Annotated in this window: 16 protein-coding genes; 5 read left to right on the top strand and 11 right to left on the bottom strand. The window is 65.1% G+C overall.

The annotated features are described in order from the left end of the window. Together JMF82_RS22085 and JMF82_RS17695 are read right to left on the bottom strand one after the other, a co-directional pair. The coding region (locus JMF82_RS22085) for a hypothetical protein (RefSeq protein ID WP_236585544.1) at positions 1 to 196 on the bottom strand (196 nt) is incomplete at its 3' end. Positions 197 to 269: 73 nt separating this feature from the next. Further along, entirely contained in the window at positions 270 to 1919 is a 1650-nt protein-coding gene (locus tag JMF82_RS17695; protein WP_201315872.1) for a serine hydrolase, read from the bottom strand. 142 nt (positions 1920 to 2061) lie between these two features. Between JMF82_RS17695 and JMF82_RS17690 the strand changes: the two genes are divergently transcribed. Beyond that, positions 2062 to 2850, top strand: a complete 789-nt coding sequence (locus tag JMF82_RS17690; RefSeq protein ID WP_201315871.1) for a phosphatase PAP2 family protein — start codon at positions 2062 to 2064, stop codon at positions 2848 to 2850. 44 nt (positions 2851 to 2894) lie between these two features. On the opposite strand, the gene JMF82_RS17685 is transcribed toward JMF82_RS17690, so the two are convergent. From JMF82_RS17685 to JMF82_RS17665, 5 genes are all read right to left on the bottom strand, one after another. After that, positions 2895 to 3359, bottom strand: a complete 465-nt coding sequence (locus tag JMF82_RS17685) for an Ivy family c-type lysozyme inhibitor (RefSeq protein ID WP_201315870.1) — start codon at positions 3357 to 3359, stop codon at positions 2895 to 2897. Positions 3360 to 3467: 108 nt separating this feature from the next. Continuing rightward, positions 3468 to 5735: a thiamine pyrophosphate-dependent enzyme gene (locus tag JMF82_RS17680; protein ID WP_201315869.1), complete on the bottom strand. Its 2268-nt coding sequence runs from the start codon at positions 5733 to 5735 to the stop codon at positions 3468 to 3470. Positions 5736 to 5915: 180 nt separating this feature from the next. After that, a complete protein-coding gene (locus JMF82_RS17675) occupies positions 5916 to 6416 on the bottom strand; it encodes a hypothetical protein (protein WP_201315868.1) in 501 nt (166 codons plus the stop codon). After that, on the bottom strand, positions 6413 to 6955 hold the full coding sequence (locus tag JMF82_RS17670; protein ID WP_201315867.1) for a GNAT family N-acetyltransferase: 543 nt from the start codon (positions 6953 to 6955) through the stop codon (positions 6413 to 6415). The genes JMF82_RS17675 and JMF82_RS17670 overlap by 4 nt, the downstream gene beginning before the upstream one ends. Positions 6956 to 7103: 148 nt before the next feature. Next, positions 7104 to 8273, bottom strand: a complete 1170-nt coding sequence (locus JMF82_RS17665) for an acyl-CoA dehydrogenase family protein (RefSeq protein ID WP_201315866.1) — start codon at positions 8271 to 8273, stop codon at positions 7104 to 7106. Between the two features lie 237 nt (positions 8274 to 8510). Between JMF82_RS17665 and JMF82_RS17660 the strand changes: the two genes are divergently transcribed. Both JMF82_RS17660 and JMF82_RS17655 read left to right on the top strand, forming a co-directional pair. Next, positions 8511 to 9386 carry a DMT family transporter gene (locus JMF82_RS17660; RefSeq protein ID WP_201315865.1) on the top strand — a complete coding sequence of 292 codons (876 nt, stop codon included), beginning with the start codon at positions 8511 to 8513 and terminating at the stop codon, positions 9384 to 9386. 39 nt (positions 9387 to 9425) lie between these two features. Further along, the gene (locus JMF82_RS17655) at positions 9426 to 10304 is read left to right on the top strand and encodes an aldo/keto reductase (protein WP_201315864.1); all 879 of its coding nucleotides are present in this window, start codon (positions 9426 to 9428) and stop codon (positions 10302 to 10304) included. Between the two features lie 143 nt (positions 10305 to 10447). Here JMF82_RS17655 and JMF82_RS17650 read toward each other — a convergent pair whose 3' ends face one another. The 3 genes from JMF82_RS17650 to JMF82_RS17640 form a co-directional block, all read right to left on the bottom strand. Continuing rightward, complete coding sequence (locus JMF82_RS17650; protein WP_201315863.1) at positions 10448 to 11377, bottom strand: 5'-nucleotidase; 930 nt, start codon at positions 11375 to 11377, stop codon at positions 10448 to 10450. Between the two features lie 142 nt (positions 11378 to 11519). After that, on the bottom strand, positions 11520 to 12281 hold the full coding sequence (locus tag JMF82_RS17645; protein WP_201315862.1) for an NAD kinase: 762 nt from the start codon (positions 12279 to 12281) through the stop codon (positions 11520 to 11522). Positions 12282 to 12421: 140 nt separating this feature from the next. Continuing rightward, entirely contained in the window at positions 12422 to 17356 is a 4935-nt protein-coding gene (locus tag JMF82_RS17640) for an NAD-glutamate dehydrogenase domain-containing protein (protein ID WP_201315861.1), read from the bottom strand. A gap of 911 nt (positions 17357 to 18267) precedes the next feature. Between JMF82_RS17640 and JMF82_RS17635 the strand changes: the two genes are divergently transcribed. Together JMF82_RS17635 and JMF82_RS17630 are read left to right on the top strand one after the other, a co-directional pair. Next, on the top strand, positions 18268 to 19485 hold the full coding sequence (locus JMF82_RS17635) for an efflux RND transporter periplasmic adaptor subunit (RefSeq protein ID WP_201315860.1): 1218 nt from the start codon (positions 18268 to 18270) through the stop codon (positions 19483 to 19485). Between the two features lie 12 nt (positions 19486 to 19497). Next, positions 19498 to 22767: an efflux RND transporter permease subunit gene (locus JMF82_RS17630; protein WP_201315859.1), complete on the top strand. Its 3270-nt coding sequence runs from the start codon at positions 19498 to 19500 to the stop codon at positions 22765 to 22767. Positions 22768 to 22938: 171 nt separating this feature from the next. Here JMF82_RS17630 and JMF82_RS17625 read toward each other — a convergent pair. After that, on the bottom strand, positions 22939 to 24526 hold a 1588-nt coding region (locus tag JMF82_RS17625; protein ID WP_304487920.1), incomplete at its 5' end, for a calcium-binding protein.

The following is a 24526-nucleotide window of genomic DNA, read 5'->3' as shown; positions in this document are numbered from 1 at the left end:
CCACCAAGGCACCCACTGCCAGGGCGAACAGTACTTTCTTCATGCGTATCTCCAATCTGGACACACCGGGAAGACGGCGCGCCCCCTGGCGCACCTGGCCGGCGGCGCCGACATGATGAATTCCTGCGACGGGCATGGCGAGTGATTTCTTCCGCAAAAACGCCATGCAAGAAGGCGCAAATTCCTGCGTTAACACGGCAGTGGGTTTTCAGCGCCACGCGCAGTTCCGCCGTGCGCGACGCGGTCCGAAGACCGCACCGCGGCCACGGTCAGGGCGCCGCCTTCGCTTCCTTCACCGGCGACAGGCGAAGATCCTGGAAGTCGAAACTGAAGTCGGTCAATGGCGAGACCGGCTGCATGCGAACCTCGCGCACCTTGCCATCCGGATCCAGGGCATAGGTGACGAAAGCATCCGCGTTGAGCGAACGATCGTCCCACCGCACGATGAAGGTGTCGTGCTGCCACGGCTCCATCGTACCAACCAGCTGCGCCGTCCTGGAGAACTTAAGGCGCAGCTTGCCGCCCTGCTGGCTGACCGCGATGTCGCCATACCAGGGGTCGCGGAACGTGCCGGCATAGCCGGCCATCGGCAACGAAGGCTTGCTGTTCTTGTTTCGCGCAGCCTGGTGCTTCTGCCAGCTCTCGTCCGCATTGCCTTCGGATTTCTTGACGGCCGCTGCATACGCGGCGACCCAATCCTTCTTGTCGCGCCCCATGTAGGCATCGAGCACGCGATAGGTCACGGCGTTGAATGCGGCGCCCGATTCCTGGTTGGTCAGTACCACCACGCCGAGATTCAATTCCGGCACCAGCGTGAGGCGCGAGACCATGCCGGGCCAGCCACCCGTGTGCCATACCAGGCGCTGCCCGCGATAGTCGGAAAGCGACCAGCCTTCGCCGTAGCCGGCGAAGTTGGGGCGCATGTCCTTGAGTTCCGGCACCGGAGGCTCGCTGATCTTTATCGGGATCAGCATCGACCACATCTGCTTCTGGCTGTCCTCCGAGAACAGCGGCTTGCCATCGGGCAGCTTGCCGCCCGCGAGCTGCACGTTCATCCACTTGGCCAGGTCGTGCACGCTTGCGTAGATGCCGCCCGCGCCCGAGTTGTTCGACCACGCCATGGGCGGCACCGGCTTGAGCTCGGAGAAATTGGACTTGGCATGCCCCATGGCCACGTCCATGCCTGGCTTGAGCGCCGTCATGTCGACCAGCGACTCGTTCATGCCCACCGGCTTGAAGATATGGTCGCGAATGAAGTCCGCGTAGCCCTGCCCCGATACCTGTTCGATCACCAGCGTTGCCACCGCGAACAGGATGTTGTCGTAGGCATAGGCACTGCGGAAGCTGGTGGCCAGCGGCACGTTGCGCAGGCGCTCCACCACTTCCTTGGTCGAATAGGAGGTCGGCGGCCAATACAGCAGGTCGCCCGCGCCGAGGCCCAGGCCACTGCGGTGCGCCAGCAGGTCGCGTACGCGCATCTCGCGAGTGACGTACGGGTCGGACATCTGGAACCAGGGCAGATGATCGATCACGCGATCGTCCATTTTCAGCTTGCCTTCCTCGGCCAGCATTTGGAGCGATGCCGCCGTGAAGGCCTTGGTGTTGGAAGCGATCGCGAACAAGGTATGCGCGTCCACCGCTTCGGGCTTGCCAAGCTCGCGCATGCCGTAGCCTTGCTCCAGCACCACCTGGCCATCCTTGACGATGGCCACCGCGATGCCGGGCACGTCGAACTGCTTGCGGACGCTGTCCACGTAGGCGCTGAAGTCCTGCAGCTGCGCCGGCAACGCCTGCTGTGCGCCGGCAGGCGCCGCGACCGGCACGGCCGCGGGAGCGGCGCCCTGCGCCCAAACCGGCGCGGCGAGCACCAGCATCGCGCAACAACCGGCCAGGCGTGGGGAAAAGCGTCGTTGGGACATCGCAGGCTCCTGGGCTGTGAATCGCGACACTATCGCGGCAAACGCGAGCATAGGCCAGCACTGGAAGTCATGGATGCCGGGCAGGCTCGACGGCGGTCTCCCCAGCGCAGATGATGTGCGGCGAATTCAAGGAATCGCGCCAATGACCGACCCGGTGGAATGGATTGCCACGCATGCCCTCGCGCTCTGGGCGGCGCTGCTGCTATCGGCGTGCCTGGCAGGCGACCTTGCCTGGCAATGGAACCGTCGCCAGCACGAGACGGCATTGAGGCTGGGCCGAGAACCCACGGTCATGCGCAGGCGCACGGTCGTGGCGCTGCTGGTCGCCGCGCTGCTGCTGTTCGCGGCGATCGCGCTGGCCCTGGGCATGGAGACGGGCCATGGGTTGTCCGGCTTCGATACCGCCCTGGCCGAGGATCTGCGCGTACGCATGCAGCCGTCGACGCTGCGCTTCGTGGCCTTCGTCTCCCATTTCGGCGACTTCGGTTCGGTCGCGGCAGCCGCCGTACTGGTGCTGGCGGCCCTGCTGCTGCGGCGGCAACTGCAACTGGCCACCGGCTGGGCGATCGCCATGGCGGGCATCGTGCCGCTCAACAGCGGGCTGAAAGCCCTGTTCCAACGGCCACGCCCCCTGCATAGCCACGGCTTCATCGTCGAGCACGGCTGGAGCTTTCCCAGTGGCCACGCGTTCGGCGCCATGGTGTTCTACGGCATGCTGGCCTATGTGCTGCTGCGGGTGTCCGCGCATCGCTGGCATCGTCTGGTGATCGTCGCCGCCGTAGCGATGGTCACGGTGATCGGACTGAGCCGTATCGTGCTGCAGGTGCATTACTTCAGCGACGTGATGGCCGGCTATGCGAGCGGGCTGGTGTGGCTGGTGTCGTGCATCGCCGGCGCCGAGGCATGGCGGCGGCGTCACCACGCCATGTAGGAGCGTACCCAGCGCGTGATCGCGGCATGGATCGCCGGCGATCGCTATTTGGCCGAGTACATACGCTCGTGCAAGAACCGTTTGGTCTCGTCGTCCGGCAAGCCCAGCCAGGTCAGTTCGTCGCTGGTCGGGTCGTTGCGGGAGAGATCCATGGCATCGGCCTTGCGCCGCGCGAACAGCCCCGTCATTTCATGGGCCTGCGCGTCGTACAGCACCAGGATGCGCTCGGTGGGACAGTCGTGCGGCTTGCACGCCACGGCCAGCCACCGCTCGCGACCCGCCACCTCGACCTTCAACGCGGGCGTGGACCGCTCGTCATGTCGTGTCCATGCCGGCAACTGGCTCGTGCCTGGCATGGCCGCGAACGCCAGCGAGAAATCAGGGCGTTGCAGCAGCCCGTAGAAGTAGAGCGTGCCGCTCTTGTCCAGGCTGGGAACCGGCGGCGTGACGGCCTCCCGCACGGGGTCCGCCGCCTGATCGCGTTGCGTCGAGCAGGCGGCTATCGACATCGATAAAACCAACCACAGGACTGCACGACAAGTCATTGAAAACCCCTTCGATGCCGGAGTGCGCCGAGCCGTCGGCGCACCCGCAAAGCCGGTGTCTCCGTACGCCCTTCAGGCCAGCTTGCGCGCCGCGGCGACGACATCCGCCTCGCCCGGCAACACCAGCAGTGCAGCGCCCGCAAGCGGTGTGTAGGTGTCCGCACCCACCACTCGCTGCAGCGGCGTGGCGCCATGGCCGCCTTCGACAATGGCGGTGATGACGCCCTCGCCCACACCTGCACTGCGTCGACCCTCGTCCAGCACAATAATGCGCTTGGCGGATTTTGCCTGTTCTGCGATGAAGGCATCGTTGAGGGGCGCAAGCCAACGCAAGTCGACCACGCGCACGTTCCAACCGAGCTCTTGCGTGATCGTCTTCGCGGCGCGCAGCGACATCGGCACGCCGTTGCCGAAGGTGAAGATCACCAGGTCGCTGGCCTCATCGTTGTAGACGCGCCCCTCGCCCAGCGTCATCGCCTCGCCCGGCGCGGGATACGCGAACTGCCACTGGCCATCGCCGGCCTCGTACAGGTCCTTGGTCATGTACAGCGCGATAGGTTCGAGGTACGCGCACACTCGACCATCCACCTTGGCCAACGCCGTCATCGTGCGCAACATGGTGGCCGCGTCATCGCCGCGGCTCGGTGCCCCGACCACCAGGCCCGGAATGTCGCGCAACGCGGCGATCGAATTGTCGTTGTGGAAGTGGCCGCCGAAACCCTTCTGGTAACCCAGGCTCGCCACGCGCATCACGATCGGGTTGCGGTACTGGTCGTTGGAGAAGAACTGCAACGAGGCCGCCTCGCCGCGGATCTGGTCGCAGGCGTTGTGGAAATACGCGAGGTACTGGATCTCCGGCATGGGCAGCATGCCCATGTTGGCGTAGCCCTGGGCAAGACCGAGGATGATGGTCTCGTCCAGCAGCGTGTTGAACACGCGGCTGCCCTTGAAGGCCTTGTGCAGGCCCTTGGTGACGGTATACACGCCGCCCTTCTGCGCGACGTCTTCGCCGAACAGCAATGACTCCGGATATTTCGCCATGATGTCGTGCAGCGCCTGGCCGATCTGGATGGCCAGGTGGCGCGGCGCCTGCTTCTCGGGCAGCTTGTCCTCGCCGCCGAACGCAGCGAGGCGACGATCCTGGTAATCCGTGCGTTCGGCTTCGGCCTTCACCGCATCCGGCGTGTACGGTGCCAGCGGCTTCATGACCTGCTCGAGCGTGGTCAGGCGCGGGCGGCGATCCGCATCTTCGGCGGCCTCGAAGCAGCGCTTGCGCGTGGCTTCGTACAGCGCGAGCAGCGACTCCCTGGTGTACAAGCCGGAGGACAAGGCGATGTCGGCGGAGCGCAGCAGCGGATCACTGGCCTCCACGGCAAACAGCTCTTCCACGCTGCGCCACTCGATTTCGAAATCGGTGCCGGCGTGCCCCATCACGCGCGTGGTGCGCAGGTGCAGGAAGGTCGGGCGACGCGTGGTGCGACAGTGCTCGACGGCCTCCTGCACTTGCGCGTAACCGCTCGCAAGATCGAGGCCATCGGCAAAGAAGTAGTCGAGATCCGCGCGATGGCGGAAGTTGTTGGCTACCCAGCCGCTCGGTGTCTTCACCGAGATGCCGATGCCGTTGTCCTCGCAGACGTAGAGCACGGGTGCGGGCAACTTCTGGTAGGCCGTCCACGCCGCGGCGTTGAACGCCGTCTGCGCGGTGGCGTGATTGGACGATGCGTCACCGAACGAGCAGATGGCGATGCTGTCTTCGGGGATCGGCAGCTTGTGCCCAATGCGTCGCGCCTGCTCGATGGCGACCGCGGTGCCCAGTGCCTTGGGCAGGTGCGAGGCGATGGTGGAGGTCTGCGGCAACACCCAGAGCGGCTTGCTTCCCCACACCTTGTGGCGGCCGCCTGAGGCGGGATCTTCCATGCTGGCGGCGAATGACAACGCCGAATCCATCACCGGGTCCATGCCTGGCAGCTTGCGGAAACGCTCGGCCATGAAACCGCCGGAACGGTAATGCAGGAAGGCCGGATCGGTATGGCGCGTGAGCCGCGCCACCATCGCGTTGCCTTCATGGCCACTGGAGCCAATGGTGTAGAAGACCTTGTTCTGCACGCGCAGCACGCGCGCCATGAGGTCGAGATGGCGGCTGATCAGTTGCGACTCGAGCAGCTCGCGAAAACCCTTCGCATCAAGCGAGCTGCCGGGCAGCACAGGCGAATGATCGCCACGGGGCGCCTGCACCTCGCCATGCCAGAGCTGCACGAACTCGGTGAAGTTCTGGTCGACGATCTCGGCGCGGTTGAAGCCTTTGTGGCGGGCCGTGAGGGAGTACGGGATGGCGGTCATGGGAGTGCTTATCTCGTCAACGAAGGGCCGTAAACGCGGCCAGCTGAAACAGAAATCGTGCAAAGGAACCGTATGGCTCCCTCTCCCCTTTCGGGGAGAGGGTTGGGGTGAGGGGCCAATCTTGCGGTATGGCTCAACCGAAGCGCGCTCCGTAGCTGCATCATCGCGAGCACCCGCCCCTCACCTCGGTCCTCTCCCCAAAGGGGAGAGGAAGTAAAAGGCACGCAGCGACTCCGCGCGCGCCAGGTCTTTCTCTCGACCAAAGCTCTCAAGGATTCGAATCTGGTCATCGACCGATGGCATCGGCACGGCGAGTCCATTGAGCCCCGCGAGCACGAGGCGACCCGCCGATACGGGCTTCCAACCATCACCCTGATTCAACTCCAGGCCCCCCATCACCTCGACGGGCAACCCGGGAAAACGGAATCGCGCGAAGTGCGAACGAAAACGCTCCGCTCCTGCGGGCTCGTGCGTGGACTCGCGGCGCTCGACCCACAACGCCATCAACCGCTCGGCATCCTCACGCGAAGTCAGCACATCCACATCGGCCACGCTTACTTCCGCACCGGCCAGCAATGCGGCCGCGCTGCCGATCACGCACCACGGATCGCGACAATGCACATGCAGCTCCGGCACGATCTCGGCCAAGGTGGCGTACAGCGCGGGCGTGACGTGGCTCATGCGCGTCGACGCCGCCATTGTTCGCGGGACTGGCCCCAGATCTCGACCGTCACGTGTTCAAACGGCGCCGGCAATTGACCGGGGCCACGCAACGTCGAACCCAGCTTGCGCGCCACGACCTGCGAAGCGGTGTTGTCGGGCGCAATGGTGTGGATCACCTCGGTCCAACCAAGCGTGTCGAACGCCCAGTCGATGGCGGCCGCCGCGCCTTCGGTCGCGTAGCCCTTGCCCCAGGCATCACGCATGATGCCCCAACCCACTTCGGTACCTGGCCAACCTTCCGGTTGCCAGGGGCCGAGACGCCCGATCCAGCGCCCGCTGCTTTTCTCGATCACCGAGAACATGGCGTAGCCCTGGATGGCCCAGGCACCCACCATCGAAAGGAATCCACGCCATGCGGTGGCGCGCGGTTGCGGCCCGCCGATGTGGCGCGAGTTTTCCTCGTCGGCCATCAGTGCCGCCCAGCCCTCGAAATCCTCCGCCCTGGTCGGGCGGAGGATGAGGCGGTCGGTTTCGATGCGGATGGTTTGCCAGTTCATGGGAGACACTCTGGCTTCAGCCTCCAGGTTTCCCCACCGTCATCCCGGCGCAGGCCGGGATCCAGTGGCTTCGGTCCAACACCAGGGCGCTGGATTCCGGCTTTCGCCGGAATGACGAGCAGGAAGGTCTTCGTCGAGTTGGAAAACCTCAGAACGCATTGATCCCCGTCAGCTCGCGCCCCACCACCAGCTGATGCACCGTCTCGGTGCCCTCGTAGGTGATGACCGATTCCAGGTTCAAGGCGTGGCGGATGGCGACGTGTTCCGTCGTGATGCCGGCGCCGCCCAGGATGTCGCGGCATTCGCGCGCGATGTCGATGGCGATACGGCAGTTGTTCCACTTCGCCAGCGACACCTGCGTCGGCTGCATGGTGCCCGCATCCTTCAGGCGTCCGAGCTGCAACGACAGCAGCTGCGCCATGGTGATGCGGCGGGCCATCTCGGCCATCTTGATCTGGATGGCCTGGTTGGAAGCGAGCGGACGTCCAAACAGCACGCGCTCCTGCGTGTAATCGAGCACTTCCTTCAGGCAGGCCTGCGCGGCGCCGATCGGGCCCCAGGTGATGCCGTAGCGTGCCTGCGTGAGGCAACCCAGCGGGCCCTTCAGGCCCTTCACGTTCGGCAGGCGGTTCGCTTCGGGCACGCGCACGTTGTCGAAGAACAGCGCGGACGTCACCGACGCGCGCAGGCTCATCTTCTTGTGCACTTCCTGCGCGGTGAAGCCCTTGGTGTCGGTGGGTACGATGAAGCCCTGGATGCCGTCCTCGGTCTGCGCCCACACGATGGCGATGTGCGCGAGGTTGCCGTTGGTGATCCACATCTTGGCGCCGTTGATGACCCAGTCGCCGCCGTCCTTCCTGGCATTCGTCTTCATGTTGGCCGGATCGGAACCGCCGTGCGGTTCGGTCAGGCCGAAGCAGCCGATGATCTCGCCCGCCGCCATCTTGGGCAGGTAGTGCATCTTCTGTTCTTCCGTGCCGTAGGCGTAGATCGGGTACATGCACAGCGAGCTCTGCACCGAGGCGAAGCTGCGCAGGCCCGAATCGCCGCGCTCCAGCTCCTGGCAGATCAGGCCATAGCTCACCCCGTTCATGCCGGCGCAGCCGTACTTCTCCGGAATGGTGGCGCCCAGCAGGCCCAGGCTGGCGATCTCGGGGACCAGTTCCTTGGGAAAACGGCCCTGGTCAAAGCAGTCGCCGATGATCGGCAGCACCCGCTCGTCGACGAAACGGCCCACCGAGTCCTGCACCATGCGTTCTTCGTCGGACAACAGCGAGCGGACGTCGTAGAGATCGAGGGGATTCAGGCGAGCGGACATGCGGGGGTTCCGTGACTGGGGCAAACCCTCATTCTAGCGGGCTCTTAGGTGCGGGTCATGGCAGGGTGCAGCAGGCATGGGGTAGGCGACCGGGGCGCGCTGTGGGACCATTCGCAGCGCTTTCCGTCGTTCCGGCGCGTCCCAAGGGCCGCGAGCCGGCCTCGCCTGGCGCCCACCGTGCCCCGCCCGCCCCCGGGGCGACGCCCAGGCACACCTGCTTCCCCGGCCGGACCATTCATGTTCAAAGGTGTTCTTCTAGGCTTCGCCTGCTACGCCGCCTACGCGATCAGCGATGCCTTCGTGAAATCCCTGCACGGCAGCCTGCCCGCCTACGAGGCCGTGTTCTTCGGCGCCGTGCTGATGCTCAGCGCCCTGCCGTTCATCCGCAAACCGGGCGACCGCTATCTCGAGGTATTCCACGCGCGCAAGCCGAGCCTGTGGTGGATACGCGCGATCACCGGCGCCATCTGCAACATCTCGGCGGTGATGGCCTTCACGGCACTGCCGATGGCGGAGGCGTTCGCACTGATCTTCCTGTTGCCGATCTTCGTGACCCTGCTCTCGGTGATTTTCCTCAAGGAACACGTGGGCTGGCGGCGCTGGTCGGCGGTGATCGTGGGCTTCGTCGGCGTGCTGGTGGTACTGCGGCCCGGTTTTCGCGCGCTTGGCATTGGCCATTTCGCCGCCATGACCTGCGGGCTCTCCGGCGCGGTATCGGTGGTGGCCCTGCGCATGGCCGGGCCGCACGAAAAACGCATCAGTCTCTACGGCGCCGGCGCCATCGGCCCGTTGGTGAGCGGCGGCGTGTTGATGCTGCCCGCCTTCGTCTGGCCCGACCTGCACCAATGGTTCCTGCTTGCCGGCTACGGCCTGCTCGCGGGGCTCGCCGGGGTGCTGCTGATGCTGGCCACGCATCACGCGCCGGCCAACCGCATCGCGCCCACGCAATACAGCCAGATGCTCTGGGCCATCTTCTTCGGCTACTGGCTGTTCGGCGACCATCTGGATTGGCCCATGCTGATCGGCATCGTGCTCATCCTCGGCTCGGGCCTTTTCACGCTGGTGCGCGAGGAAAAGGTCACGCCGTGGTGGCGCCGCACGAAAATGGTCTGACATCCCCTCCCCATCCACCCATCAAACAGCCTCGCGACCATGACCCTGCCCGACTTCCGCATGTCCCCCATCGTCGCCGGCCTGTGGCGCATCACCAGCTGGCATCTGGGCGTGGCCGAGCGCGTGCGCTGGATCGAGCAAGCGCTGGAACTGGGCATCACCACGTTCGACCTCGCCGACATCTATGGCGACTACCTCGCGGAAGGCCATTTCGGCGAAGCACTGAAAGCACACGCACCCCTGCGCCGACGCATGCAGCTGGTCACCAAGTGCGGCATCCGCCTGCGCTCGGCGCAACACCCGTATCGCATCAACTACTACGACACCTCGGCCGCCTATGTGCGCGCGCAGGTGGAGCAATCGTTGCGCAACCTGCATGCGGAACAGCTCGACCTGGTGCTGATCCATCGTCCCGACTACCTGATGGACGCGGCGGCCCTGGCCGAGACGTTCGCCACGCTGACCCGCGAAGGCAAGGTGGCGCGCTGGGGCGTGTCCAATCACACCACGAGCCAGTTCGCCCTGCTCCGGCAGCATCATCCTCTGGTCACCAACCAGGTGGAGCTGTCGCCGCTGCAGATGGACGCCTTGGACGACGGCACGCTCGACCAGGCGCAACAGTGGGGGCTGCGCCCGATGATCTGGTCACCGCTCGCAGGCGGCCGGCTTTTCGACGGCGAGGACGAACAGGCCGTACGCACGCGCACCGCCATGCTCGACATCGCAACGCGCCACGGCATCAGTCTCGCCACCCTGGCGTTCGCCTGGATACTGCGCCATCCCTCGCGCCCTCATCCGATCACCGGCAGTGGCCGGATGGTGAATCTCGAAGATGCCGTGAAAGCGCTGGACGTCGTGCTGGACGCGGAAGACTGGTACGCGATCTGGACGGCGAGCAAAGGGCATTCGGTACCGTAATGTGGGCGACTGAATAGTCCTTGTGGGAGCGCACCCTGTGCGCGACAGACTACGAAGCGATGTGCTGTGACGGTCTTTAGGGCGATCGGTGCATCGTAGCGCCTGTCGCGCACAGGGTGCGCTCCCACAGAACCTTCGGTAGGTCAGCGATTGCTCACGCCATGCGGCACATGGCCGGTCGCCACATGCTTGCGCGCCGACTCCACGTTGGCCGGCGAATCGTCGAAGAAGATGTCGGCACCGAAGGCATCCAGGAACGGTCCCTTGTCGCGCCCGCCCAGGAACAACGCCTCGTCGATGCGCACGCCCCAGCGCCGCAAGGTCAGGATCACGCGTTTGTGCGCGGGAGCGGAGCGTGCCGTGACCAGCGCGGTGCGAATCGGCGAATCCTCGGCCGGAAACGCCGCCTGCAACCGGTGCACCGCCGTGAGAAATCCGCGGAACGGTCCCACCGACAGCGGCTCTTCGGCCAATTCCCGCTCGCTGCGATGAAAGGCTTCCAGGCCCTCCTCGCGGGTAACGCGCTCGCCTTCGTCGCCGAAGATCACCGCGTCGCCGTCGAAGGCGATGCGCAATTGTTCGGTGGCGCGCGGCGGCGCGGTCGACGGCAGGATGGTGGCGGCCGCCACGCCGGCGGCCAGCGCGCGGCCCACGTCTTCCGCATTGGCGGACAGGAACAGATCCGCCTTGAACGGCGCGATGTAATCGGACGTCGGCGCGCCGCTGGTAAAGGCAGCGCGGCTGATCTCCAGGCCATAGTGCTGGATCGCATTGAAGATGCGCAGGCCGGTATCGCCGGAATTGCGCGACAGCAGGATGACCTCGACCGGCGGCACGTCGCCGGCCAGCTTGTTGAGATCCAGCAGCTTCTGCACCAGCGGAAACGCCACGCCCGGCTTCAGGATGTCGTTCTCATGCTCGATCTGGAAGGCGCGGTACGCGTCCAGCCCCTGCTGCTCGAACAGGTCGTTGCTTTCGCCCAGGTCGAACAGGGCGCGCGAGGAAATGGCCACTACCAGCCGGTTGTCCGTGGCGGCGGTGGGGTCGTGGGCATCTCGGGCGGGGCGACTCATGGGGAGGAATCTAGCATGGGGTGGGCGTGGGTGGCTGGAACGCGGGCATCGCTTACGTTCGCTCACGAAAGCGGTCGCGCGTGACGGCGCCAGCAGCCCATGCGCGCCACGCGCCTCACGACCGCCCCCTTGCCACAAGGCTTCAATCCGGCGCGAACTGCTCGTCCAGGATGCGCTGTTCCAGGTTGTGCTCGGGGTCGAACAGCAGGCGCACGCCCTGCCCCTCGGACTGGCGGATCTGCACCTCGCGGATGTCGCGAACCTCGAGATAGTCGGCGGTGGCGCTTACCGGTCGCTTGCCGGGGTCGAGCACGCGCAAGGTCACCAGCGTGCGATGCGGCAGGATCGCACCGCGCCAGCGACGCGGGCGGAATGGACTGATCGGCGTCAGCGCCAGCACGTTGGCATCCAGCGGCAGGATCGGCCCGTGCGCCGACAGGTTGTAGGCCGTCGAACCCGCCGGCGTGGAGATCAGGATGCCATCGCACACCAGCGTGGGCAGTTTCACCTGATCGTTGAGTTTCACTTCGAGGTGCGCCGCCTGGTTGCTTTGGCGCAGCAGCGAGACTTCATTGAAAGCCAGCGCGTGCTGGATGTCGCCTGCGGCATCGACCGTGCGCATTTCCAGCGGGTACAGCACCGCCGCGTGGGCGCGGGCGATGCGCTCCTCCAGCTCGTCCACGTGATGCTTGTTCATCAGGAAGCCGACGCGGCCGAGCTTCATGCCGTACACCGGCGCCGGCAAGGCGCGGTAGGCGTGCAGCGTGCGCAGCATGAAGCCGTCGCCGCCCAGCGCGACGATCACGTCGGCCTCCTCGGGCGCCACGTCGGCGTAGCGGTCGATGAACTTGCGTCGTGCCTGCTGGGCAACGTGGGTTTCGCTGGCGACGAAGGCGAAGCGCATGGGGCCTGACATCGTTCGGGGTGAGGCCGCCAGTTGAGCGTAGATGGACGAAGGGCGCAAGACCGTCGCCGGCCCGCGCCCTTCGAAGTACCGCGACAAATCCACTCGCCACCCCGGTAAAACCGGGGTGGCGGAGCGGCTTACTGGTTCACCGGCACCTGCGCCAGCTGGGCCAGGCGGCGGACCGCGACCGAAGCGATCGGGTAATCCGCGTTCTGGGTGAGGATTTCCGCGAGCATGGTGCGGGTGTATTTCAGCGTGGCGTCGTCACGCTGCAGCCATGCCTGCACCGGCGAGATGTCCTTCGAGCCGCCGGTCATCGACAGCACCTGCAGGGCCAGCGCGCGATGCTGGTGGTTCAGCTCGTCCAGCAACGAACCGCGGGCCTGGGCGTGCCATGCGCCTTCCACCGGCAACGCTTCGATCTGGCTGCGCAGCCATTCCAGGTCGAGCGACTCGCCCAGCTCGTAGAACACGCCGGCCACCTGGCCGATCGGCTGCCCGCTCTGCTGGGCCACTTCGACGATGTCGAGCATCGCACGCAGTTCAGGGATGCGGGCCATGCGCAGCGACAGCTCCGTCGGCAGGCCGAGGCCCTCCCACTTCTCCTGGCTGGTGGCGAAATCCTGCTTGCCCGTTTCGGTGAGCACGTTCGGCAGTGCCGCGCGCAGCTCGGTGACGCCGGCCTGGTAACGATCGACGTTGGCGTTGATGTCCAGCGTGCCGCCCGGACGGTTGAGCAGCCAGCGCGTCATGTGGCGCAACAGCGACCAGATCTGCAGGATCGCGTCGATCTGCGTGCTCTCGGCCACCTTGCCGTCCAGTGCCTCGACCTCGGACCACAGTTCGCGCGCGCCCAGGATCTCGCGCGCCGCCGTATACGCCTTGGCGATCGCCGCCGGGCCCTGTCCGGTGTCTTCCTGCATGCGCATCATGAAGGTGGCGCCCATGCGGTTGATCGTCGAGTTGGTCACCGCGGTGGCGATGATCTCGCGCTTCAGGCGATGACGCTGCATGTGGTCGGCATACGGCGCATGCAACGGCTCGGGGAAGTAGCGCACCAGTTCCTTGGACAGGTACGGATCTTCCGGCACGTCGGAGTCGAGCAGCTGCTGGTACAGCTTGATCTTGTCGTAGGACAGCAGCACCGACAGTTCCGGACGCGTCATGCCGATGCCGCGCGTCTTGCGCTCGGTCAACTCGGACTCGCCCGGCAGGTTTTCCACCTGGCGATCGAGCAGGCCTTCCTGTTCCAGCATGCGGATGAAGTGCGCCATCGAACCGATGCGATGCACCGACTGGCGCTCCATCAGCGTGATGGCCTGGTTCTGGCGGTAGTTGTCCCACAGCACCAGCTGGCCGACTTCGTCGGTCATGCTGGCGAGCAGCGTATTGCGCTGGTCGAGCGTGAGTTCGCCGCGCTGCACGGCATCGCCGAGCAGGATCTTGATGTTCACCTCGTGGTCGGAGGTGTCCACGCCGGCCGAGTTGTCGATGAAGTCGGTGTTGAGCAGCACGCCGTGCTGCGCAGCCTCGATGCGGCCCTTCTGGGTGAAGCCCAGGTTGCCGCCCTCGCCCACCACCTTGCAGCGCAGCTCGGCGCCATTGACGCGCAATGCGTTGTTCGCGCGGTCGCCCACGTCGGCATGCGTCTCGCTGGCAGCCTTCACGTAGGTGCCGATGCCGCCATTCCACAGCAGGTCGACCGGCGCCTTGAGGATGGCACTGAGCAGCTCGGCCGGCGGCAGCTGGGTGACGTCAGCCTTGAGGTTCAGCACGGCGCGCATTTCCGGCGAGACCGGAATCGACTTCAGCGAACGCGGATACACGCCGCCACCGGCGGAGATGAGCGACTTGTCGTAGTCGTCCCAGCTGGAACGCGGCACCTTGAACATGCGCTCGCGCTCCACGAACGAACGCTCGGCATCCGGGTTCGGGTCGAGGAAGATGTGGCGATGATCGAACGCCGCCACCAGGCGGATATGGCGCGACAGCAGCATGCCGTTGCCGAACACGTCGCCCGACATGTCACCGATGCCCACGCAGGTGAAGTCTTCGGTCTGGCTGTTGCGACCCAGCGCGCGGAAGTGGCGCTTCACCGACTCCCATGCACCCTTGGCGGTGATGCCCATGCCCTTGTGGTCATAGCCGTTGGAACCGCCCGAGGCGAACGCGTCGCCCAGCCAGAAGCCGTGCTCCACCGAGATCGCGTTGGCGATGTCCGAGAACGTCGCGGTGCCCTTGTCGGCCGCGACCACCAGGTACGGATCGTCGTTGTCGTGGCGCACCACGTCATGCGGCGGCACCACCTTGCCTTCGATCAGGTTGTCGGTGATGTCGAGCAGGCCGCTGATGAACATGCGGTAGCACGCGATGCCCTCGGCGAGCTGCGCATCGCGGTCGCCGTTCACCGGCGGACGCTTGACGAAGAAGCCGCCCTTCGAGCCCACCGGCACGATCACGGTGTTCTTCACCATCTGCGCCTTCACCAGGCCCAGCACTTCGGTGCGGAAGTCTTCGCGGCGATCCGACCAGCGCAGGCCGCCGCGCGCCACCGAGCCGAAGCGCAGGTGGATGCCTTCCACGCGCGGCGCGCTGACGAAGATCTCGCGGTACGGCACCGGCTTGGGCAGGTCCGGCACGCGGTGCGAGTCGAACTTGTAGCTGATGTAGGGACGATAAGCCTCGTCCCACTTCTGGAAGAAGCTGGTGCGCAGCGTGGAGCGGATCAGCGCCATGAAGCTGCGCAGGATGCGATCGTCGTCCAGGCTGGACACGGTTTCCAGCAGCGTGCCGATGGTTTCTTCGATGGCGGCGATCTGCTCGTCGCGCGGCTTGGACAGCGCGGCGATCAGCTCGTCGATGAGCGCAGGATGCGCCGTGCGCACCGTCTCGGGGATCAGCGCCTGCATTTCGCCGCGCAGCAGTTCGCCGGCGCGCTTGAGTTCATCGGCGCCCAGTTCCTCGCGACGCGGATCGAACTTGGCGAGGAAGAGTTCCACCAGCAGGCCGGCGATGGCCGGATAGCGATGGAAGGCGTCTTCCATGTAGCTCTGCGAGAACGCCACGCCGGTCTGCAGCAGGTACTTGCAGTAGCCGCGCAGCATGGCGATCTGGCGCCAGCTCAGCTTGGCGCCGAGCACCAGGCGGTTGAAGCCGTCGTTTTCGGCATTGCCGCGCCAGATCTGCTCGAACGCATCCTCGAACAGCGTGCCGACCTGCTCGACGCTGAAAGCGAGGCTGCCGGCGGTCTGCACTTCGAAATCCTGGATGTACAGCGTGGTGTCGCCCAGGTTCACGTCGTAGAGATGCTCGGTGAGCACGCGCAGGCCGAGGTTTTCCAGCTGGGGCAGCACTTCGGACAGCGCGATGTCGCCGCCGCTGCGGTACACCTTGAAACGCAGCTCCTCCGGACGCGAGGCCGGATGGTAGAACGACATGCGCACCGCATCGTCGCCCTTCAGCAGCGACAGCTGGCGCACGTCCTCGGCGGCGGCGGCGGGCGCCACGTCCTCGACATAACCGGCGGGCAGTGCCTTGCCATAACGGTTGGCCAGCACGACGCCGTCGTGGTCGCCCAGCTTCGCCACCAGCGCGTCGCGCAGGTCGTCCTGCCAGTTGCGCACGATCGCCGCAACGCCCTTCTCGAGCTCGGCCACGTCGAAATGCACCTGGTCGCCGATCTTCGGACGCACCACCACGTGCAGGCGCACCAGCGCCGCCTCGCCCATCAGCACGGACGAGTCGAGATGCTCGCCGCGCATGGCGTCGCGCAGCAGCGCTTCGATGCGCTCGCGCACCGTGGTATTGAAGCGGTCACGCGGAACGAACACGGTGCAGGTGATGAAACGGCCGTAACGATCGCGGCGCACGAACAGGCGCGTGCGGGCACGCTGGCGCAGTTCGAGGATGCCCATCGAGATGCTGTACAGCTCGTCTTCGCTGGCCTGGAACAGCTCGTCGCGCGGCAGGAATTCCAGGATGTGGCGCAGGGCCTTGCCCGAGTGCGAGTCGCGCTTGAGGCCCGAGCGATCCATCACGTACTCGAACTTCTGGCGCACCAGCGGCACGTTCTGCGGACGCGACATGTAGGCGCTGGAAGTGAATAGGCCAAGGAAGCGCTGTTCCGCCACCGGCTTGCCGTTGGCGTCGAACTTCAGCACGCCCACGTAATCCATGTAGCCCGAACGGTGCGCATGCGAGCGCGCGTTGGTCTTGGTCAGGATGATGGCGTCGGTCGAACCCGACTGCGGCAGGTCGCTGGCCACCAGCGAGCGCAACGAGCGCGGCGCCAGCGAGCGCTCGCTCTTGTGCAGGATGCCCATGCCCGAGCCTTCGTCGGCACGCAGCACGTCCTCGCCATCGGCCTCGGTCACCACGTATTCGCGATAGCCGAGGAAGGTGAAGTTGTCGTCGGCCAGCCAGCGCAGGAATTCGGACGCCTCGTGGACAGCCGCGGCATCGATCGGCAACTGGCGCGTCGGCAGCTCGCCGGCGATTTCCAGCGCCTTGTCGCGCATCTTCATCCAGTCGTTGACGGCGGTGCGCACGTCTTCGAGGGAGTCTTCCAGCTGTGCCTTGAGCTTGGCCTGCGCGGCTTCGTCGGCGACGCGGTCCACTTCGAAATGCATTACCGATTCCGGCTGCCCGCCGTCGGCGCCGATCTTCACCAGCTTGCCGGCGGTGTCGCGGGTGACGTTCACCACCGGGTGGATCACGGCGTGGATCTGCAGGTGTTCGGCCGCGACCATGGTGACGGTGTCGACCAGGAACGGCATGTCGTCGGTGACGACCTCGATGTAGCTGCGACCGGCATGGCTCTTCTGCGGGTTGACCACGCGCACCGTGGCGCGGCCCGGCTGGCGCTGCTGCATGAAGCCGATAAGGTCGGCGATCAGCGCCGCCCATTCGGCCGCGGTATGCAGTTCAAGGTCGCTGTCCGCGATGCGCGCGAAGAAAGCGCTGATAAAAAATTGCGCCTCATCAAGGCGCTGGGTAGGAAATCCGCTTTGCTTCAGTTCTTCGAGAACAACAGTGGGGAATGAGCTGTTGCTAGCCGCACGAATCGCGTTCATGGCATCTACTGTTTTGGGGAGACGGAATGAAAAGAGCCTGCTTTCGGCGCGGGCCATGCAGATCGAAAACAGGCTCTGAAAAAAGCCTTGAAAGAATACGCTTCACGTCAGCCCTAATCCAGCTTTGCGACCAGACCACTTCAGCTGCTGTGTAGCCATGACGCCATTGCAGCAGAGCGAAGCATTACCCCTGCGCAAGCCGGGGCATACCTCCATGGCAGCCTTGCAAAAGGGTTCGCGCAAGAGGAAAAAGCCCGCAGCCATCGCGTGTTGCCCGTAGCCTGGCACTTGCTCGTGACAGTCGCGTCACAGCAATACCAGTGCGTATGTGGCGGAGGGAAAACCGTCGGCGCGTTGCGTCGCAGCAGGTAAAGTCACCAGATGGCCGGAGGCGCCGGACCGGAGGAAGAACCCGCGGGTCGTCCGCCTGATGACCTCCACGCCGCGGACGGGTACCGAAACCGGAGCCGCCGCGCTGGCCCGGACCAACGGCACAGGTCATGCGACCACATCGCTGGCACCATCAGGTCCGCGGTGGAGGAGCATGGGACATCCATCCCGACACTCTACTTTCACGGAATTAAGCCAAAATTGTTGTCCTGGACTGACCAAAGGGACTGCTACTGCTGCCATCTTCTTCCCTCACCCGGCATGGCCCAGGGAGCACGAAAGCAGCCTGGAGGCAGGACAATGGCTCTACAAATTGTAAACTGTACGGTATAGTCCACGCCCGTCTGCTTTTGATCTGAGCCATGGCAGCCGCGCTCCCGTGCTGTTTCGGGCCCCCAACCGGGACCTCGGAGCGGCACGGGTTTGCCGTGTGCTCAAAGCTAGCCCGACCCATGGTCGCCGCCCGGAGAGGCGTCGACACGCTGCATCCCCCAGACCACATTAAGAAGAATGGAGCCCACATGAAGTCCACGTCACTGCGCACACTCCTGCTGTGCTTTGGCCTGCTCTCTCTGACCGCCTGTGGCAAAGGCAAGGAACAAGGCCAGCAGCAAATGCCCACGCCAGAAGTCGGCGTCATTCGCGCCCAGCCGCAGAGCGCCCCGCTGACCAAGGATCTGGTGGGTCGCGTCTCGGCCTTCCGCAGTGCCGATGTGCGCGCGCGCGTGTCGGGCGTGCTGCTCAAGCGCGTCTACCAGGAAGGCACCGATGTGAAGCAGGGCCAGGTGCTGTTCGAGATCGATCCGTCGGTCTACCAGGCCAACCTCGCCTCCGCCCAGGGCAACCTGGCGTCGGCCCAGGCCACCTACGAGAACTACCACAAGGCCGCCGAGCGCTTCCGCAAGCTGCGTCCGCAGGGCTTCGTCTCGCAGTCCGACCTGGACCTGGCGGAAGCCAATGAGCGCAGCAGCGCCGCCGCCGTGCAGCAGGCCAAGGCCGCCGTGGAAACCGCCCGCATCAATCTCGGCTTCACCCGCGTGACCTCGCCGATCGATGGCCGCGCCGGCCAGCAGCAGGTGACCGAAGGCGCCATCGTCGGCAACGGCACCACCGACAGCGGCAGCAACGCCACGCTGCTGACCACGGTCGACCAGCTCGACCCGCTGTACGTCAACTTCACGGTGAGCTCGGCCGACCTCGACCGCCTGCGCGCCGCGCAGTCGGCCGGCAAGGTGGTGCTGTCCGACCAGAACAAGACCACGGTGCAGGTGACCCTGTCCGACGGCAGCAAGTACGACCAGGTGGGCACGCTGGACTTCTCCGGCGCCACGGTCGACCCGACCACCGGCGCGGTGAACCTGCGCGCCCAGTTGCCCAACCCGAGCCACCGCCTGCTGCCGGGCACCTACGTGACCATCGCCGCCAACCTCGGCGAACAGCAGAGCGTGTTCCTCGTCCCGCAGGCGGCCATCCTGCGCGATGTCGGCGGCGCCTATGCGCTGGTCGTGGGCCAGGACGGCAAGGTGGTGCGCAAGAACGTCACCGCCGACAACATGCGCGCGGGCAGCTGGATCGTCACCAACGGCCTCGCCGCGGGCGACCAGGTCATCGTCTCGGGCCTGCAGACCGTGCAGCCGGGCGGCCCGGCCAAGGCTTCGCCGTGGCAACCCGACCAGAAGGCCCCGCAGGGCCAGCCGGGAGCCGCAGGTAACGCCAAGTCTGCTGCCGGCAAGCAGTAAGGGAGTCGCGACATGCCGAGTTTCTTTATTGACCGCCCCATCTTTGCGTGGGTGGTCGCCATCCTGATCACCCTCGTCGGCACGATCTCCGTGCTGAACATGGGTATCGAGTCGTATCCCAACATCGCGCCGCCGCAGGTGGTGGTGTCCGCGACCTATCCCGGCGCCAACGCCGACACGGTGGAAAAGAACGTCACCCAGGTGATCGAGCAGCAGCTCACCGGCATCGACCACCTGCTGTACTTCAGCTCGTCATCCGGCGCCAACGGCTCGGCGTCGATCACGCTGACCTTCGAGACCGGCACCAATGCGGACATCGCCCAGGTGCAGGTGCAGAACAAGGTGCAGCTGGCGCAGCCGCGCCTGCCCACGGCGGTGACTCAGCAAGGCGTGGTGGTGTCCAAGAACAACCCCGACTTCCTGATGTTCGTCTCGCTGGTGTCGACCAATCCCGAGATTGACGCCAATCGTCTCGCCGACATCATCGCGTCGCAGGTGGCGGACCAGGTCGGCCGTATTCCCGGCGTAGGCAACACGTTCCTGGTCGGCTCCGAGTACGGCGTGCGCATCTGGCTGAACCCGGACAAGCTGCAGGGTTATGGTCTTTCGGCGAGCCAGGTGTACGCCGCCGTGGCTGCGCAGAACGTGCAGTTCGCCGCAGGCTCACTGGGCGCCGACCCGTCCCCCAAGGACCAGAGCTTCACCGCCACGGTGTCTGCCGAAGGGCGGTTCTCCACGCCGGAGGAGTTCGGCGGCATCATCCTGCGCGCCAACAGCAATGGCACCGTAGTCAAGCTCAGCGATGTGGCCAAGATCAGCTTTGGCCCGCAGACCTATGGCCGTGCCTCCACCTGGAATGGCCAGCAGGTCGGCGGCCTCGGCGTGCAGTTGCTGCCCGGCGCCAACGCGCTGGACGTGGCTGATGCGGTCAAGGCCAAGATGGCCGAGCTTTCCAAGGACTTCCCGGAAGGCGTTACCTGGTTTGCCCCGTACGACACCACGCCGTTCGTGAAGATCTCGATCGAGGAAGTGGTGCACACGCTGGTGGAGGCCATCATCCTGGTCTTCCTGGTGATGCTGATCTTCCTGCAGAACTTCCGCGCCACGGTGATCCCCACCCTGGTGATCCCGGTCGCACTGCTCGGCACCTTCATCGGCCTGGTCGGACTCGGCTTCACCATCAACCAGCTGACCTTGTTCGGCATGGTGCTCGCCATCGGTATCGTGGTGGACGACGCGATCGTGGTGATCGAGAACGTCGAACGCATCATGACCGAGGAAGGCCTCTCGCCGAAGGAGGCGACGCGCAAGGCAATGGGCCAGATCACCGGCGCGGTGGTGGCGATCACCGTCGTGCTGGCGGCGGTGTTCGTGCCCTCGGCCTTGCAGCCGGGTGCGTCGGGCGTGATCTACAAGCAGTTCGCGCTGACCATCGCCGTGTCGATGGGCTTTTCGGCGTTCCTCGCGCTGTCATTCACCCCGGCCCTCTGCGCGACCATCCTCAAGCCGACGCACGAGCACAAGAAGAACGTCGTCTATCGCGGCTTCAATCGCGTGTTCGACTGGGTGACGCACACCTACAGCGGCCACATCGGCAGCGCGACGCGCCATGCGCCGCGCTGGATGCTGGTGTTCGCGGTGATCGTCGCGTTCACGGGCTTCCTCTACACCAAGCTGCCGACCAGCTTCGTGCCCAGCGAAGACCAGGGTTTCGCCCTTGCCATCGTCAACCTGCCGCCGGGTGCCACCCTGCACCGCACGCAGCAGGTGATGACGGAGATGCGCGAGCGCCTGAAGCAGAGCCCGCAGAACGACAGCATCGTCGGCATGTACCAGATCTCGGGCTTCAGCTTCATCGGCACCAGCGAAAGCACGGGCATGGCCTTCATCAAGCTCAAGGACTGGAAGGAGCGCTCGATCACCGCTGACGAACTGATCATGCAGCTGAATGGCGTGTTCCACGGCATTCGCGATGCGCAGATCTTCGTGGTGAACCTGCCGACCATCCGCGGCCTCAGCCAGTTCGGCGGCATCGACATGTACCTGCAGGCCCGCGCCGGGCAGACGCATGGCGAGCTGATGCAGGCGATGGGCATGGCGCTGGCCAAGGCCAAGGACAACAAGGCCCTGTTCGGCGTGCGTCCGAACTCGCTGCCGGATGCCCCGCAGTGGGATCTGAAGGTGGATCGCACGCAGGCGCAGGCGATGGGCCTGTCGGTCAGCGACGTGTATACGGCCATCCAGCTCGCGCTGGCGCCGGTGTACGTCAACGACTTCGTCTATGGCGGCCGCGTGAAGCGCGTCTACATCCAGGCGGACCAGCCCTATCGCATGGGTCCGGATGCGCTGCAGCACCTGTACACGCCGAGCAGCCTGGCAACCGGCTCCACCAGCGCGTCGACGGTGTCGACCACCAACCCGTACAACATGATCCCGATCTCCAGCGTGGTGCAGTCGAAGTGGGACATGGGCTCGCCTGCCCTCACCCGCTACAACGGCTACGCGGCCGTGGAAATCGTGGGTAGCGAAGCGCCGGGTTACTCCACCGGCCAGGCCATGGCGGCACTCCAGGGCATCGTCGAAAACGACCTGCCCAAGGGCTTCGGCTCCGACTGGACGGGCCAGTCGTACCAGGAAATCCTGGCCGGCAACTCGGCCACGCTGCTGCTGGTGCTGTCGATCGTGATCGTGTTCCTCTGCCTTGCGGCCCTGTATGAAAGCTGGTCGATCCCGGTGGCCGTGCTGCTGGTGGTGCCGCTCGGCCTGCTCGGCACCGTGGTGTTCTCGATGCTGCGCGGCATGCCGAACGACATGTACTTCAAGATCGGCCTGATCACGGTGATCGGTCTGGCGGCGAAGAACGCGATCCTGATCGTGGAATTCGCGGTGGAGCAGCAGCAGGAAGGCCAGTCGTTGTTCAACGCGGTGATCACGGCCTCCCGCCAGCGACTGCGCCCGATCCTGATGACGTCGATGGCGTTCATCCTGGGCGTGTTCCCGCTGGCCATCTCCACCGGTGCGGGCGCCAACTCCCGTCACTCGATCGGCACCGGCGTGATCGGCGGCATGATCTTCGCCACCTTCCTCGGCCTGCTGCTGATCCCGGTGTTCTACGTGACCGTGCGCCGCCTGCTGGGCGACAAGCTGGACGAGGCATCGCACAAGATCCGCCAGGCACATGGCGAGGCGGCCACCGCCGGCGATGCGGGAACCAACCCACCGCAGGATGGCGGTCCGGGCGGCATGCAGCCGTTCGACTCGGACCCGCGTCGCGGCTCGTAAGCGCCGCACGATGCCCAACAAAAAGCCCCGGTCGCAGGACCGGGGCTTTTTTTCGACACCTCATCCTTCAAGTACAACCTGCTGAAGAATGGAAAGACTAAGTGCCCTCCGTCAGCCCCCTAGCCGGATGCCAGACGCGGGTGAGAACACTCCCTCGCCTTACTGCATCCATCAATGCCAATTGGCCGCAATGAGCGGACTCAGTGAACCGGCATAGTCCGGGGGAAGATACGATTGATCCGCGGCCGGCGGTGCGAATGTAGCCATGGCAGAAACGAGTGTATCCACCTGCCCACTCAGCAGCGTGCCTCCATCAGCCGTCTTGAACTGTTCGACCTGATAGGCCTCCCCGGAATACCAGTTCCTGATCGTGGTGCTATCCCTCGTGCCGATAACGCTGATCTCCAGATCAGTTCCCACTCGACGGAACCACAACTGGTCGGCGCTTATCGCTTCGCCAAAGCACAGTACATCAGTGGCATCGCTGTAGCTGGCGCTCTCCACGATGGTGTCCTTGCCATCACCCAGGTTGAACACGTAGGTGTCCGAGTAGTAGCTGCCATACAGGAGGTCGTCGCCGGTGCCGCCGACCAACACGTTGTCGGTGGCGTAATAGGTCACCTTCAGGGTGTCGTTACCCGCGCCGCCTTCCAGCCGATTGCTGCCGGCACCGGCATCCAGCACGTCGTCGCCGTCGCCGCCGCGCAGGAGATCGTTGCCAGACCAGCCGTTGAGGGTGGCGTTGCCGGCGGTGCCCTGGGAGAGATAGCCCTGCTGGCGCATCGCATCCACCGTCCACACCGTGCCGTCGGCAAAGGTGACCTGCTCGACCAAATGACCGCCCACTTCGCTGGCGCCGGTACTGGTGCTGGTGAACCAATCCTTGACCGTGATCTCGTCCTCGCCATTGCGGTGCACGAACACCAGGTCGACGCCACGCTTGATCGCAGTGATGTCACTGGCCTGGATGCCTTCACCAAACGCCAGTACGTCAACTGCCCCCGAATAGGCTGACGTCTCCGCGATGATGTCCTTGCCATCCCCCAGGTTGAACACGTAGGTGTCCGAGTTGTAGCTGCCATACAGGACATCGTCACCGGCGCCGCCGATGAACACATTGTTGGTCGCGTTGTAGGCCACCTTCAAGGTGTCGTTGCCGGCACCGCCTTCCAGCCGATTAGTGCCACTGCACCCGTCCAGCATGTCGTCGCCATCACCACCCAACATGATGTCGTTACCGGACCATCCGTTGAGGGTGTCGCTGCCACTCGTGCCTTGCGACACGTGGCCCTGGTTGCGCAGATCGTCCAGCGTCCACACCGTGCCGTCGGCGAAGGTCACCTGCTCGATCAGGTGGTCACTGCTCTCGTAACCGCTAGATGTTGTACCGGTGAACCAGTCCTTGACCGTCACCTCATCCTGGCCGCTGGCATGCACGAACACCAGATCGGCACCGCGCTTGGTCACCACAATGTCGCTGGCACGGATACCTTCGCCAAACGCCAATACGTCAACTGCCCCCGAATAAGCTGACGTCTCCACGATGGTGTCCTTGCCATCGCCCAGGTTGAACACGTAGGTGTCCGAGTTGTAGCTGCCGTACAGGACATCGTCGCCGATGCCACCGATGAACACGTTGTCATCGCCGCTAGTTGCGACCTTCAAGGTATCGTTGCCCGCCCCACCTTCAAGGCGGTTACTGCCACCACCGGCATCCAGCACGTCGTCACCCGTACCACCCAGCATGATGTCGTTACCA

This window comes from Dyella sp. EPa41 (genome assembly GCF_016586165.1).
Lineage (GTDB): Bacteria > Pseudomonadota > Gammaproteobacteria > Xanthomonadales > Rhodanobacteraceae > Dyella.
Note: the sequence above shows the minus strand (reverse complement) of the source record. Positions and strands in the feature narration are given on the sequence as shown.

Coding starts and splice junctions, on each gene's coding strand:
- JMF82_RS17695 (WP_201315872.1), bottom strand. CDS start 1,919: ATGTCCCAACGACGCTTTTCCCCACGCCTGGCCGGTTGTTGCGCGATG.
- JMF82_RS17690 (WP_201315871.1), top strand. CDS start 2,062: ATGACCGACCCGGTGGAATGGATTGCCACGCATGCCCTCGCGCTCTGG.
- JMF82_RS17685 (WP_201315870.1), bottom strand. CDS start 3,359: ATGTCGATAGCCGCCTGCTCGACGCAACGCGATCAGGCGGCGGACCCC.
- JMF82_RS17680 (WP_201315869.1), bottom strand. CDS start 5,735: ATGACCGCCATCCCGTACTCCCTCACGGCCCGCCACAAAGGCTTCAAC.
- JMF82_RS17675 (WP_201315868.1), bottom strand. CDS start 6,416: ATGAGCCACGTCACGCCCGCGCTGTACGCCACCTTGGCCGAGATCGTG.
- JMF82_RS17670 (WP_201315867.1), bottom strand. CDS start 6,955: ATGAACTGGCAAACCATCCGCATCGAAACCGACCGCCTCATCCTCCGC.
- JMF82_RS17665 (WP_201315866.1), bottom strand. CDS start 8,273: ATGTCCGCTCGCCTGAATCCCCTCGATCTCTACGACGTCCGCTCGCTG.
- JMF82_RS17660 (WP_201315865.1), top strand. CDS start 8,511: ATGTTCAAAGGTGTTCTTCTAGGCTTCGCCTGCTACGCCGCCTACGCG.
- JMF82_RS17655 (WP_201315864.1), top strand. CDS start 9,426: ATGACCCTGCCCGACTTCCGCATGTCCCCCATCGTCGCCGGCCTGTGG.
- JMF82_RS17650 (WP_201315863.1), bottom strand. CDS start 11,377: ATGAGTCGCCCCGCCCGAGATGCCCACGACCCCACCGCCGCCACGGAC.
- JMF82_RS17645 (WP_201315862.1), bottom strand. CDS start 12,281: ATGCGCTTCGCCTTCGTCGCCAGCGAAACCCACGTTGCCCAGCAGGCA.
- JMF82_RS17640 (WP_201315861.1), bottom strand. CDS start 17,356: ATGAACGCGATTCGTGCGGCTAGCAACAGCTCATTCCCCACTGTTGTT.
- JMF82_RS17635 (WP_201315860.1), top strand. CDS start 18,268: ATGAAGTCCACGTCACTGCGCACACTCCTGCTGTGCTTTGGCCTGCTC.
- JMF82_RS17630 (WP_201315859.1), top strand. CDS start 19,498: ATGCCGAGTTTCTTTATTGACCGCCCCATCTTTGCGTGGGTGGTCGCC.